At 43.9% G+C, this 12,577-nt stretch carries 14 protein-coding genes; 5 read left to right on the top strand and 9 right to left on the bottom strand.

All coding sequences use genetic code 11. The features are described 5' to 3' along the window. The 5 genes from fliH (at window position 1) to CH373_RS09570 (ending at window position 4,344) form a co-directional block, all read left to right on the top strand. Entirely contained in the window at window positions 1-924 is a 924-nt protein-coding gene (fliH, locus tag CH373_RS09595) for a flagellar assembly protein FliH (RefSeq protein WP_100713382.1), read from the top strand. Window positions 925-1,119: 195 nt separating this feature from the next. Further along, window positions 1,120-2,484: a FliI/YscN family ATPase gene (locus CH373_RS09585; RefSeq protein WP_100713380.1), complete on the top strand. Its 1,365-nt coding sequence runs from the start codon at window positions 1,120-1,122 to the stop codon at window positions 2,482-2,484. A gap of 3 nt (window positions 2,485-2,487) precedes the next feature. Beyond that, the gene (gene fliJ / locus CH373_RS09580; protein ID WP_100713379.1) at window positions 2,488-3,060 is read left to right on the top strand and encodes a flagellar export protein FliJ; all 573 of its coding nucleotides are present in this window, start codon (window positions 2,488-2,490) and stop codon (window positions 3,058-3,060) included. Between the two features lie 178 nt (window positions 3,061-3,238). After that, entirely contained in the window at window positions 3,239-3,880 is a 642-nt protein-coding gene (locus CH373_RS09575) for a periplasmic-type flagellar collar protein FlbB (RefSeq protein ID WP_100713378.1), read from the top strand. Window positions 3,881-3,996: 116 nt separating this feature from the next. Next, window positions 3,997-4,344 (top strand): transporter, encoded by a 348-nt coding sequence (locus tag CH373_RS09570; RefSeq protein WP_100713508.1) that lies wholly within the window; start codon window positions 3,997-3,999, stop codon window positions 4,342-4,344. A 24-nt stretch (window positions 4,345-4,368) separates the two neighbouring features. Here the strand turns inward: CH373_RS09570 and gmk are convergent, their stop codons facing one another. The 9 genes from gmk to flhF all read right to left on the bottom strand — a co-directional run bounded on the left by gmk (window position 4,369) and on the right by flhF (window position 12,540). Beyond that, entirely contained in the window at window positions 4,369-4,905 is a 537-nt protein-coding gene (gmk, locus tag CH373_RS09565; protein ID WP_279305867.1) for a guanylate kinase, read from the bottom strand. Window positions 4,906-4,922: 17 nt separating this feature from the next. Continuing rightward, complete coding sequence (locus tag CH373_RS09560; RefSeq protein WP_100713376.1) at window positions 4,923-5,204, bottom strand: extracellular matrix/biofilm biosynthesis regulator RemA family protein; 282 nt, start codon at window positions 5,202-5,204, stop codon at window positions 4,923-4,925. A 1-nt stretch (window position 5,205) separates the two neighbouring features. Beyond that, the gene (locus CH373_RS09555; protein WP_100713375.1) at window positions 5,206-6,372 is read right to left on the bottom strand and encodes a V-type ATP synthase subunit I domain-containing protein; all 1,167 of its coding nucleotides are present in this window, start codon (window positions 6,370-6,372) and stop codon (window positions 5,206-5,208) included. A gap of 112 nt (window positions 6,373-6,484) precedes the next feature. Continuing rightward, window positions 6,485-6,850, bottom strand: coding sequence for a hypothetical protein (locus CH373_RS09550; protein WP_100713374.1), 366 nt, complete (start codon window positions 6,848-6,850; stop codon window positions 6,485-6,487). 6 nt (window positions 6,851-6,856) lie between these two features. After that, a complete protein-coding gene (locus CH373_RS09545) occupies window positions 6,857-8,842 on the bottom strand; it encodes a FapA family protein (RefSeq protein ID WP_100713373.1) in 1,986 nt (661 codons plus the stop codon). A 16-nt stretch (window positions 8,843-8,858) separates the two neighbouring features. Then, entirely contained in the window at window positions 8,859-9,659 is an 801-nt protein-coding gene (gene whiG, locus CH373_RS09540) for an RNA polymerase sigma factor WhiG (RefSeq protein WP_100713372.1), read from the bottom strand. Window positions 9,660-9,815: 156 nt separating this feature from the next. Then, window positions 9,816-10,304 carry a hypothetical protein gene (locus tag CH373_RS09535; protein WP_100713371.1) on the bottom strand — a complete coding sequence of 163 codons (489 nt, stop codon included), beginning with the start codon at window positions 10,302-10,304 and terminating at the stop codon, window positions 9,816-9,818. Continuing rightward, on the bottom strand, window positions 10,301-11,215 hold the full coding sequence (locus CH373_RS09530) for a MinD/ParA family protein (RefSeq protein ID WP_100713370.1): 915 nt from the start codon (window positions 11,213-11,215) through the stop codon (window positions 10,301-10,303). Before CH373_RS09530 ends, CH373_RS09535 begins: the two co-directional genes overlap by 4 nt. Before the next feature lie 38 nt (window positions 11,216-11,253). After that, window positions 11,254-12,540: a flagellar biosynthesis GTPase FlhF gene (flhF, locus tag CH373_RS09525; RefSeq protein ID WP_100713369.1), complete on the bottom strand. Its 1,287-nt coding sequence runs from the start codon at window positions 12,538-12,540 to the stop codon at window positions 11,254-11,256. Window positions 12,541-12,577 lie beyond the last annotated feature (37 nt).

Raw genomic sequence — 12,577 nt, 5'->3', positions numbered from 1 at the left:
ATGGCAAAGCTCGTTTTTAAACCCATCCAAATCGCCGACATGAAAGATCAGGTCGAGCTACAGATTCCGGATAAGTACAAAAAGTACCACCGTGACGAGGATGCGGAAGAATTCGAAGTAGACCAAGAAGGAAATATCATTGAGCAATACCAAGGTCCTTCCATCGAAGAAATCGAGGCAGAGCTAAATCGTTATAAAGAAGAAACAGAGCAGAACATCAAAGAGATGCTCGAAGAATCTCGCCGTAGATCGGAGGAGATTGAAGAGGAAGGAAGAAAGAAAGCCTTCCAAATGATCCAAGATTCCAAAGAGAAAATCAAACTCGAGGAAGACTCAGGAAAAGCAAAAGCGGAACAAATCTTGGAAAGAGCCAAGATGGAAGCCGAGAGAATGATCAAGGAAGCCGAAATGAAAACGGCGGAGATCGAACACGAAGCCTATCTAAAAGGATTTGAAGCAGGAAGAGAAGTAGGCTTCAGAAAGGGACAGGGAGAAGTAAGACGACTCATCGACCGTTTGGGAACCATCGTTGGAAAGGCGATCGATATTCGCGCAGAATTGATCCAAGCTTCCGAAAAACAGATGGTGGAGATGATCTTAATCATCGCCCGTAAGATCATCAAAGATGAAATCATTGAACGTAAAGAAATCGTACTCAATAACATCCGCGAGGCTCTGAAGCGGATCAAGGACAGAGACCGAGTGGATATCAGAGTCAACTTTGCTGACTTGGAAATCACCACGGCTCACAAAGACGAACTCATCAAACTTATGGAATCTCTGCGTAAGGTCAATATCTACGAAGACTCACGCGTCGACAGAGGCGGTGTCATCATCGAAACGGATGTCGGAGCGATTGACGCAAGAATTTCTACCCAGCTCAAAGAAATCGAAGAGGCGATTCGAAATGCAGAGCCGATATAATCGATCCTTCTCCTTTGTTTATCTCGGGAAATATCCCACTCCTACCCGGCCGGAAATCCAGGCCGGGTATGGAGAATCTCTTGCTTCCCTGTTCTTAGAAATAATTAGGCGACATAATTCGATTACTTTCCCATTAAAACTTGACTCTTGGAAAATTCTCTCCGACTCTAACGGATTACAGGGAAAGGTCTCGCCATGATCGAAAGGAAGTTTTACGAGAAAGTAGACATTATCTCCAAGTACTTCCTGATTTTAGATCGGACCGAAACGATACGCAAATCCGGGAGAGTGGTCCGAGTTTCTGGAAATGTGATTTATTCAGAAGGACCTCCAGACTCCAAGATCGGTGAGATCATGGATATCGAAAAGGCAGGTACCGAGAGCTACCTACAGTGCGAGATCGTAGGCTTTGAAAACCACATTTATACACTAATGCCCCTGGGTCCGGTGGAAGGAATTTATCCGGATGCTTTCGTGTTTTCTTCCGGCAGAAAACTGAGCGTGCCAGTTGGCAATGAGCTTCTCGGCAGGGTTCTAAATGGAGTAGGAAAGCCGATCGACAAAAAAGGACTCATCATCACTTCCGAAGAAAAATCGCCGGACGCGGATACAATCAATCCATTGGACAGGCCCATCATTCGGGATATTTTACTCACTGGAATCAAAGCGATCGACGGAATTCTGACTGTAGGCAGAGGACAGAGGGTGGGAATCTTTTCTGGTTCTGGTGTAGGAAAGTCCAGTTTGCTTGGTATGATTTCCAGATTTACGGATGCAGATCTAAACGTAATCGCACTGGTAGGAGAAAGGGGCCGAGAAGTAAACGAATTCATAGAAAGAGATTTAGGCAAAGAAGGACTCGCGAAGTCGGTTGTATTTGCGGCGACCTCGGATTCCCCCAAAATGGAACAGGTCAACTGTGCCTTGCTAGCTACTTCTGTAGCAGAGTATTTCCGTGAAAAAGGACTTCACGTAAATCTAATGATGGATTCACTCACTCGATTTGCTCATGCAAATCGGGAGATCTCTGTTTCGAATCACGAACCACCGATTACGAGAGGATTCAGTTCTTCTGTGTTTACTAAACTCGCAAAACTGGTAGAAAGATCCGGAACTTCTAAATCCGGAGGTAGTATTACCGGATTTTATACAATCTTGACCGATACAGACGAAATGGAAGATCCGGTCGCTGACGCAGTCCGAGGTTATATTGACGGACATATTGTACTCTCAAGAAAACTCGCGGAGAAAAACCAATACCCTGCGGTCGACATCCCAGCCTCCCTATCCAGGGTCATGCAGACTATTGTGCAAGAGGATCAGTTCATGAGAGCTGGATTTATCCGGGAACTAATTTCTACCTACAATTCTGTCGAAGAATTAATTTTATTGAATGCATATGTAAAGGGTTCCGATCCAAAAGTGGATTTGGCGATTCGAAAAAAGGACAGGATAGACACTTTTCTAAAACAGAGGCTCCAAGAAAAAAGCACATTTCCTCAGACTCTGAACGGTTTGAAAGACATCCTAAAAGACGAACAAGAGGAAGAGGAGTTCTAATCTGTGAAGAGATTTCGATTTGCGCTTGAACCTGTTTTGCGTCTTAGAAAAATTAAAGAAGACCAAAAGTTAGAGGAACTGGCAAAGCTGGTCGCTGAGGTAAATCGTCGCAGATTCGAAATCGAGGAAAACGAAAATAGAATTCGGACAACCTCCTCTGCCCCGCTCTCTGCAGATGCGAATTTAAAAGACTATTCCTATTTGCAAACTTACATGCGCCAGTTGCTCACTCGAAATAGCGAGTTAGAGTCTGAGATTGGCACCTTCGACCAACCGATCGAATCAAAGAGAAAAGAAGTCACGGACGCAAGAAAAGATCGTCGCGTAATGGAATTATTAAAGGAAAAAAAATACGAACAGTTTCTGAAAGGATACAAAAAGCGAGAACGGATTACAGCCGAAGAAGTTTTCCTTTCGAAACTGGTGCAAATTAGGCGGGAGGAAGCACATGAGCTCGATAAATCTAAGCGGGATCCGAAAATTTTTACCTTCGATACGAGAGATTTCGAACGAACAGGTCAAGAAGATGCGGGACTTTCTGAACTCAGAAAGCTTTACGAGCGCTATAAAAAGTGAACTGCCTCTCTTCCAAGTAAAGAAGACCGGAACTAGCGACCCGGTCATAAATTCTATGGTGAACCTCCAGGAAAAAATCACCGACCTTAAAGGTAAGGCGGAAGAGCTGGAACGAAAGATCTCGGGCTCCAGGATCGATATCCGGGTCTGAATTTAGATTGGCGAGAACATTCAGAAAATGGCAAGTTTAACCGAAAAAGCCAGAGCGGCATATTTAATCATTCTTATCTTTTTTCTTTTAGCGATCGGATTCTTTGCGTTCGACTATTTCCAGCTCATCGACGCAGCTGATATATTCCCCTTTCTTCGCAAAGAACCCGGCTTAGTAAATCCTGACTCCGAATCTCCTTCCGAGCTCGAAAAGTTAGAATTCCAAAAAGAGATGGAAGGACTGGCAAGAGAAAAGGACGAGATCCAGCAGAAGGAAGAAGAACTCAGACTGCAAAAGGAAAAGCTGGAAGCGGAACTGGAAAAAATAGAACAGCTCAAACGAGGTCTCCAAGCCAAAGAGAGCGAGCTAAAATCCGCGGAGTCAGAAAGGAATAGCCGGGAAAAATTGGTCAAGGTCCTCGCAGACAAGGTCGCAAACATGCCACCGGATTCTGCGGTGCAAATGCTGATTAATTGGCCGGATAAAGACATTATTGACGTGTTTATCCAAATGGATAAAGATGCGGAACAGGATGGTAGGCAAACGATCACCACGTATCTTTTGACCTTGTTCCCGGCTGAGCGTCGGGCCACGATTACCAACAAGTGGCTTTCGCGTTCTGATGCAATTCGCGCACCGGAATCCACTCCTGAATCAGAGGAATTATAGTGAATCAAAATGTTCCGAATCGAAGCTGGAAAGAGATTTTCCTGAGAAACCGGTTGCCTTTGCTTAGACACGGTTTTCTAAGCGCTGCTGCTGTCGTAACTTCGACCTTTTTTCTAATTCACCTACCGACAGTGTCCCAACTTTCCGCAAAGGAAAAGAAGGTAAAGATTATACAAGGAGAGGATCTGGTTCGAAATCCATCCAAGGCTGTCGGCGAAACCGTAAAGATCAGCGGTTACGTTTCCCATGTTTTGTACAAAGGGAATTCAGTTCGCTTCGTGATCTTGTTTTCTGGAAAGCCTGTAGTTTTGGATTCGGACGATTACGGATTGATCAATAGAATCTATGTGGGCAGTTACGTACAGGTGTGCGGGTTTTATTTAAAAAATAAGAAACTAGAACTCGATGGAAAAAGGACGGATATGCCTTCTATCGTTGTAGACCAGCCTTATTGCACCAACTGAATTTTTCAGGATAAGATAAGTCCGTCAAATCTGGAAAAGAATCGATTCTAATTTCGAAAGAGCCTTTTCCAAAGTATCGTTTACCAAAATGAAATCAAACTCTTCTTTTCTGGCCAACTCTGCTTTGCCATTCCGAATTCTTTTTTGAATCTCTTCTTCGGAATCTGTACCTCTCCCTCTGAGGCGGTTCTCCCATTCTTTTTCGTTTGGTGGTAGAATAAAGATACTGACTGCCTTTTCTCCTAATTTTTGGCGTAAGGAAGCCGCGCCTTGCACATCTAAATCCATGATCACCGATTTTCCCGAAGAAAGGCAATCTTCTACGAACTTAAATGGGGTGCCGTAGTAATGATCGTGGACTCGAGCCCATTCTAAGAACCTGCCTGACTTGATTCCTTCTTCGAATTCTTCTTTTGAAAGAAAATAATAAGAGAGCCCTTCTGTCTCTCCTTGTCGGCGCTCTCTTGTGGTACAAGAAATGGAGAAAGCTATCTCCGGATGTTTTTGCCGGATCAGTTGGATCAGCGTAGACTTTCCTCCTCCGGCCACAGAAGAAAGCACAAATACTTTGGGGGAACTCAGTCTTTTTCTTCCTCGTCTTCAGCCACCGAGTTGTCTCTACTTTCGATTCTTCGAGTCAAGGCTTCCACTCTTAGATTCGACAGAACAAGATGATTCGAATCGGTGATAATAATGGATCTTGTTTTTTTCCCCTGGGTAGCGTCTATTAAACTATTATTGCTTTTCGCTTCGTTGCGAATTCGTTTTGCGGACGCTGAGTCGGAGTGGATGATTCCGACAATCTTTGAGACCATGACTATATTTCCGAAGCCAACGTTCAGGACGCTGAATTGGGACATTTCAGACCCTCCTGTTTCTTTCTAACCTGAACCTCTCGATGATGTCCACCTCGCCCAAGGCTAGGTCCAGAGCTTCGGAAATTTCTGCATGGGTATAACCTTTTTTCAAGAGGAAAACTACCTTCTCGATTTTTGTGGCTTCGGATCCCAAATCGACCAGAGCTGCTTCCGCCGAAATTTTTATCGAATCGGCCTTTTGTACCTTCCGACCACTCATTTCCCTTTCCAATACTCTTCCAAAATCCTCTTCGATCGGCTTTTTATGATCCCTGATTTTTAGTTTGCCGAATTCTATTTTCGTATCCGGCTCTGTAGTATACTCTGATTTGGATCTTAGGCTGCCTGTGTTTTCCCCCGGTTCCGAAAACGGTGCGCCTAGAAAAGGATCTTGGTCCAAAGAAACATCAAAGGTGGAGCTCTGGTTGTACATAGGCCGGGGGATTTTGTTTCCGTCTGGCTTTTCCATCAGCTCGGAAGTATCCATCCAACCTATCGCCGACTTCAGACTTTTTCCGAAATTCTTGAGAATATTGACCGTGGTGGAATCTGAATCGACCGGAGGTTTCTTAGATCGCGAATCGCTCTTTGGTTTTTCCGAAATCTTGGCTTCTTTCGGATTTTTGGAAACAGAATGCAAAGACTCCGGAACATTGCTCTTATAAATATATCCTACACTCGGATCTAAAGAGGTGCCTGCGAGCTCTGACACAGATTTTTCGATCACTTCCTTTCTTTCTTTTTGTTTCTCTCGGATCAAAGTAAGCAATTCGTTTGCATAGTTTTCCTGTTCCCTTACCTCTTCAACTGAATCAGAAACATGAGAAATCTCTTCGGCGAGCATGCTGCGTTCCTGGACGAACGGATCCGGATCTTCGTGTAAGATTTTTTCTACATTGGGAAAGGACTCCAGTTTTTTTAGAATCTCTTGCAGTCTAGATTCCAATGGTTCGGATTTTTGAACCAAAACCTTGTAGGCTTGTACTTTAGAATTCAATAATTCTAGATGACTCTCCGTCTCGTTTTGGATCTCGTCGACTAGGGTTCGAATCTCGTCGTTGATCTTCCGGATCATATGAGTACGGATCCGCTTCGTTACCTGAGCTGTAATTCCGACGTACAGCCCTACGGCCAATATCGCATTTAAAAATAGGAGAACAAAGATTTCCATCTAGCCCACCTCCGAATCGCTTCCAACAACATTCCTTCGGTCGGTTAGATGATTTTAGTATTTCAATTCAAACGAATTCTCTTATAAAGTTCTTTGAAACTGTTTCCTCTCTCTATGCCAAAACATCAATCTTGGATTGCAATGGAATATTGTACACAGTTTTTCTACCTCCGGAATCGTAGGAAACAATTCTCTCTTTCCCTCCTTCCGGTCTTGGTCCCTTAAAAGATCGAATCTCTTTCTGTATTTCTCCGATCCTTTGTGAATAAGATTCCCTCATTCTTTCCCTGTATTCCGGAGAAAGTGAGACCAGCTCAGTGTACATCCGAACTGCATATTTTTTTTGGACATCAGCGTCTCGAACTGCTCTCGCATTTTCAGCGATCATGTTCGTGAGAGTATGAGGATGCTCTATTAAACTGCGTCGGATCTGGTCCGAAGCGGCACCATAGCCTGACAACGGTTCATTGAGCCTCATAAGATATTATTTACCCCGAGATCTGTTTTTTCTCCAGTCTTTTTTATCTGGATCCGGGTCCTCATAAGGCAGCTGACGAATATTGCCGTTTTCCTCTAGGAAAGTCTTGTTTCGGATCTCGTTTCTAGTCTTGTATTCCGCATTTCGGATCTTGAGAGTAACGCCCCCATACAAGGTTTTCTCTACGCTGATCTTGCCGTTTGCGGCCCTTTCTTCTACATAATTTCGGAGATTTTGGATCTCTTGCTCGTATTCACGAACCCGGATCTCGAGTTTTTCCACCGCTTTTGTAGTCTTAGTCAGTTGGTCCTCGTGTTCCTTGGTAAACGAAGCCGGGTCCGTTTCCTTTCTAGCCTTCAAGGTCTTTTGGCTCTTAGAAAGCTGCTCATACTTGGACTGGCTCTCGGCCATTTTCTCTTCGTAGTCAGCGATTTGTTTGATCAGTTTAGGATCTGTTCCGACAATGAGTTCTGTTTGTGGGTTCGCGGAGGATCCGAGCACTTTGGCAGCGATTAATTCGGATGCCCTTACGCTTCCTCCTACGATCTGTCCGCGCTTTCCGTTGGAGATTACTTTTCCGCCTGCGCTGATAAACGAATGCAAAATTCCTTCTTGAACAATCACATCTTTCTCGGTGATTACTGTTGCGTTCTGGATGAACTTAGCTACGACATTTCCGCCGGTGGATTCGATACGAGCCTCATCCCTACCAGAAACTCCTTGTCGGATAATAATATCTCCATCCGCTTCTACGTTTGCCTTTTGTACAGTACCATAGATCTCTATGTTTCCGGCAGCTTTTACAGAGTAATTGTCCTCGACGTTACCAGTCACAATTACGGAGCCCAGGAAGGTAACGTTTCCTGTTTTAATACCAATATCTCCGTTGATTCTGTAAGTGGTTTCCACAGAAAGTCTGCCCGCGGCATAGACGACTTGCCCGTTCACTTCAGCAGTCAACTTGGTCCTGTCGTCAGAAAGGATCGTACCCTTTCCTTGTTTCAATTCGGTATCCAGACCGTCCTTCGCAGGAATCAGTTCACTGAACAAGGTCCTTCCGTACTTTCCCTTTTCTGCAGGAAGTTTTTCTGCGAGAAGCTGTCCAACGACCACGTTTTCTATCAAGTCTAGATCTTTGAAGTCCACTCTTCCAGACTCGTCCTCTCTGAACGAAATTTCTTTTTGAGTTCTTACATGGTACACGATTTGCGCATTCTTACCATTGATCGGAGGATCTCCTTCGGCAGCAGTAAATGCTTGGTTAAAGTATTCTTCCTCGAGTCTGCGCTTGATCTCTTCTTCCTTCATCCCATATTTGATTCCGGCGGCTTTGAGCTGATTGACGACATCTTGGACTTCTAAGTCTCTTCCTCCGGGTTTCGGTTGAATCAAAGTGACTTTGGCCTTCATTCGATCCGGAGCAATATCCAGGAAGATCTTGGCTTCTGCGCCAACCTTCGGCTTCATATTGGAAATATAAATCGGCTCTCCCTTGGCTTCCTTTACGAGCTTCTTGATCTGGCCCTCATCCACCTGGGCCACACCTCGAATCGAAAGCTTTCTGGAAACTTCGGACATTTCGATAGCCTTGCCCGTTCCACTCTGTGGAAAAATAGTCAGATAGACACCGTTTCTTAAAATCTGAACTAAAGCTCTTCCGTCTCTATCTTTCGGTTGCAGGATCTCCTTCAAATCCTTGGAGACTAACTTGCCGCTTCCTCCGGTTAGTTTCTGATCCAACTCGGTAAGCTCATCCAAGAATGTATCTTCCGGAAGAAAGGAGACTCTAATATGCCAAGGCTCAGATCCGAATAATTTCTTTTTTCCGCGCTTTAGAACTTTATAATCTAGCTCGTGTATTTTTTTGCGAAAGTGTTGAGAAGCAAGCCTCAGACAATTGTCCAATGTGTCGCCGATGACTTCGACCTGCTCGTTCTGTAGTTTATCGAGCTCTTTGCCTTGGTCTTTTAAAAAGGAAGTTAGGCCGCCCATCGTCCTGCTCTCGGGCTTATTTCTTGGTAATGACGGATTTCACCTTACCCAACTTACTTCTCAGTCGAGCCACCGCTCTGGTGTGAAGTTGAGAAATCCTGGATTCCGTTACTTCCAGAACTTCACCGATTTCTTTTAAGGTTAGATCTTCATAATAATATAATACGATTACTTTTTTCTCTTTATCCGGAAGAGTTTTGATCGCTTCTACGATTACACTCTTGATCTCTTCTTTTTCTATAATCGTATCCGGATTCATATTCATCGGAGATTCCAAAGTTTCCATAAAGGAAACCTCGTCGTTCTCGTCCCCGAGGAACCAAATGTCGTTTAATGAAACTAAAGAAGTGCCGCTGATTTTTGTTAAAAGACTGTTAAACTCTTCTACGGAAATTCCCATTTCCTTTGCGATCACTTCATCCTCTACGTGCTGCCCTTCTTTGTTCTCGAGCATTCCGATAATTTGCTCTAACTGTTTTGCTTTTTGGCGAATCGATCTAGGAATCCAGTCTATGGATCTTAGTTCGTCAAAAATAGATCCGCGAATTCTAGTCATCGCGTAAGTTTTGAATTTGATTTGTCTTTCCGGATCGAATTTCTCGATCGCATCTAACAAGCCAAATACTCCATACGAAACTAGATCATCGAACTCTACGTTCTGAGGCATTCCGATCGCAATCCGGCCAGCCACGTGTTTTACTAGAGGAGAATATTTTTCTACGAGATAACTGCGGATATTCGGGTCTTTTGATTCCCTGTAAGTTTTCCACAGTTCTGTCTCATCCGTTGCATTGTATTTATCAAAAAGTTTGGACATATCATCGAACTGGGAATCTATCGACCCCTTGTTTAAGAGTGTCGTTGCCCGGTACAATTTGCAAAAGCATTTTTTGTCTCAAAAAGGGGAAATCAAGCAGTTTTTTGTCTCATTAGATCGAAATCCCCAAATGGGCACATTTAGAAAGAGGAACTTCTATTTTTCCTGGCTCATTTCGTCTTTGGCGAGCATGGTGCGTATCGCTTCGGCCATTAATTTCGGTTCGTTCTTAATTGCGATATTTTCCACCATGATATGGTCACCGAATTTTTCGGCTTTCCTACGAGGAATTCCAGCAGCTGCTGCCCTCGCCTCTCCTTCGCCTCTGGCAGATGCAAATCCACTTTCTGAAGAATCAGTATCGGAACCAAGGTCTTTGGAAAATCCGGATTCTTCCGAATTAGAGGAGGCCGTAGAAGAACCGGAGTAAGACCCGCCTATATTACTTAGGAAATCCAAAAACTCTGGAACCTTGGATTGCAAAAACATGTGGAGTCCAAATCCAAACCCAGCCATTACGAGAGTTGAGAGCAAACTAACTACTACGATTCTTCCCAGCCCGTTCCCGACGAAAATTCCGCAGGCCGTACTCACGAACAGCCCGATCACAGAAAAAATAATGAGAAATCCTATTTGAAGGTTCAATTATCCTCTAAACTCTTTTCCAACTGCTTCTCGCGAACATCCACGAAGCTAAAGAATTTCTTAAAGAAGCCTCCAATCCCTGAATCTTCTTGAGAATCCATTTCCTGGTTCAATAAGGAATAAGTAATTCGATTCAGACACGCAGTTGCCTTGCTTTTCGGAGAATGAATGACATAGGGTTTTTGCTCCCGGATGCTCTTTTCTACGTCCTCGTCTTGGAAAATGAATCCTAGATTCTCTACCTGCACTTCTAAAAATTGACCACTGATATCAATCACTCTATCTGCGACCTTTTTTCCTTCGATCGCAGAGCGGACCCTATTTACTACCATCTTTAGGTTCTTATCCCTGCTTTGGGATACGATGGCTTTGATCAATCCATAGGAATCGGTGATTGCAGTCGGCTCCGGAGTGGTAACCACGATCACGTCATCTGCAGGTAAGGTCAGTCCGATCACGTTAGAACTGATTCCGGCTCCTGTATCTATGATCATATAGTCGTAGTTATCCAGATCTCCAAATCCTTTGATCAGATTACCACGTTGTGTATCATTTAGATTCGCTAGCTGGGAATAGCCACTTGCACCTGCGATGATGTCCACTCCCTCAGGAGTTTGGATAATGATGTCTTTTAAACTTTTATGCCCTTTTACAACATGATACAGATTGTATTTCGGGATGATTCCGAGAATTACGTTTACGTTAGCTAGACCTAAGTCCCCGTCAAAAACCAAAACCCTTTGTCCAGCTTTGGCCATTGCAATCGCCAGATTTACAGAGATAGTACTTTTCCCTACCCCTCCTTTTCCCGAGGCAATTGCAATAATTTTGGTCGTAGGTTTGGCAGAGGAAACAAGTTTTAGACTTGTATTTCCTTCAGTAAGCTTACGCAGCTGTGTCGCCTGGTCCATCCTTCACCTCTTTCAGGCATTTTCTAGGCGGGCAGATTTTAACCGTTTGCGGAAAAAACCTCACCCCTGATTTCCGTGATTTTCTCAGGAGTTACCACGCATTCCGCTAAGAGGTGCCTGCTCGCAGGTATCATATCAAAAGGCACTTCTTGACCGACGCTTAAATGGGTAAAACCCTTATTAAGTGTATCGGCTAGTTCCAGAAATCCACCTAAAAATTCCGTCTCATCTAGTTTGGTTAATAAAATTCTTCTAAATCCGATCGGTTCGTAAGATTTCATCACAGAGTGGGTATGATGATAAGCAGACGTGGCGGATAATACAAGGATATTTTCAACACAGTCTCTTTCGCCGAATGCAGATAAGAAATTATGCATCTTGGAAAGTTGTTCTAGATTCTTGTGACTATATCCCGCTGTATCGATCATTATAAGTTCTGATCCATCTCTAGCTAACGTTTCCTGAAACCTCTTGGTATCTTTTATTGCGTAAAAAGGCATTTCCATGGTATCTGCGTAGCGTTTTAGTTGCTCGACTGCGGCAATTCGATAGTTATCTGTCGTATAAAGAGAAACAGCTTTTCCCATATGCAAATGATACTTTGCCGCAAGTTTTGCGATGCTCGTGGTCTTTCCGCTACCAGTAGGTCCAACAAAAAAAACTACCTTTCTCTGTCCTCTTCCGGTTCCGCGAAAAATATCCGGATCCGCTTGCACTCGATCGGAAAGAACTTCTATCGCCTTTTCCAAAACTGCAGTCGCTCTACTTCGATCCAAAGCTGACAAACGTAGGTCAATCGCGGAAATAATTTCTTCCGTATAAGAAGGAGACATCCCTTCTCTTAAAAATCTTTCTTTCAATCGAAACAAATGCGGAGAAATTTCCGGCTTTTTTTGTAACAAAGGTCTTGTGGTAAATTCTTCTGAAAAAGATATTCCTACTTTTTCATTCTCCTCTAGCGGGTCTTCATTCGAGAAAGCTTCCTCTGGCAAGGAAGACTCAAGTTTATGGGAAGAGCGCCGAGTCCTTTCTTCCCAGGAGGTCACGTCGTTTAAAGTCTTTCTCTTTTCGGTAGACTGGACAGATTTTTGTTTTAGGAGCTCCTTCAAATCTTGGAGCTTTCTCTCGACCCTTTCTCTTGAAGTAGCTTTTTCTGGAATTCCTACTTGGATCTCAATCACCTTCTTGGCCATGAGCCCAGTGCCAAAGACTCCGCCTTCAGTTACAATCCTATGTTCGATTACATGAGCCTCGGGTCCGTATTTCATTTTCATCTGCATGAGGCAGTCTTGCAGGTCCTTTCCGCGTATTTTTGCAAAGTCCATTGCTATTTCCCCCTTGATTCGTATTTCGTTTTAGTTT

The sequence above is a fragment of the Leptospira perolatii genome (assembly GCF_002811875.1).
Lineage (GTDB): Bacteria > Spirochaetota > Leptospiria > Leptospirales > Leptospiraceae > Leptospira_B > Leptospira_B perolatii.
Note: the sequence above shows the minus strand (reverse complement) of the source record. Positions and strands in the feature narration are given on the sequence as shown.

What these genes read in the sequence shown, in the direction of transcription:
- flhF (WP_100713369.1), bottom strand. Translation starts at nt 12,540, where the DNA reads ATGGACTTTGCAAAAATACGCGGAAAGGACCTGCAAGACTGCCTCATG.
- whiG (WP_100713372.1), bottom strand. Translation starts at nt 9,659, where the DNA reads ATGTCCAAACTTTTTGATAAATACAATGCAACGGATGAGACAGAACTG.
- CH373_RS09560 (WP_100713376.1), bottom strand. Translation starts at nt 5,204, where the DNA reads ATGTCCCAATTCAGCGTCCTGAACGTTGGCTTCGGAAATATAGTCATG.
- fliH (WP_100713382.1), top strand. Translation starts at nt 1, where the DNA reads ATGGCAAAGCTCGTTTTTAAACCCATCCAAATCGCCGACATGAAAGAT.
- CH373_RS09585 (WP_100713380.1), top strand. Translation starts at nt 1,120, where the DNA reads ATGATCGAAAGGAAGTTTTACGAGAAAGTAGACATTATCTCCAAGTAC.
- CH373_RS09555 (WP_100713375.1), bottom strand. Translation starts at nt 6,372, where the DNA reads ATGGAAATCTTTGTTCTCCTATTTTTAAATGCGATATTGGCCGTAGGG.
- CH373_RS09530 (WP_100713370.1), bottom strand. Translation starts at nt 11,215, where the DNA reads ATGGACCAGGCGACACAGCTGCGTAAGCTTACTGAAGGAAATACAAGT.
- CH373_RS09550 (WP_100713374.1), bottom strand. Translation starts at nt 6,850, where the DNA reads ATGAGGCTCAATGAACCGTTGTCAGGCTATGGTGCCGCTTCGGACCAG.
- CH373_RS09575 (WP_100713378.1), top strand. Translation starts at nt 3,239, where the DNA reads ATGGCAAGTTTAACCGAAAAAGCCAGAGCGGCATATTTAATCATTCTT.
- CH373_RS09545 (WP_100713373.1), bottom strand. Translation starts at nt 8,842, where the DNA reads ATGGGCGGCCTAACTTCCTTTTTAAAAGACCAAGGCAAAGAGCTCGAT.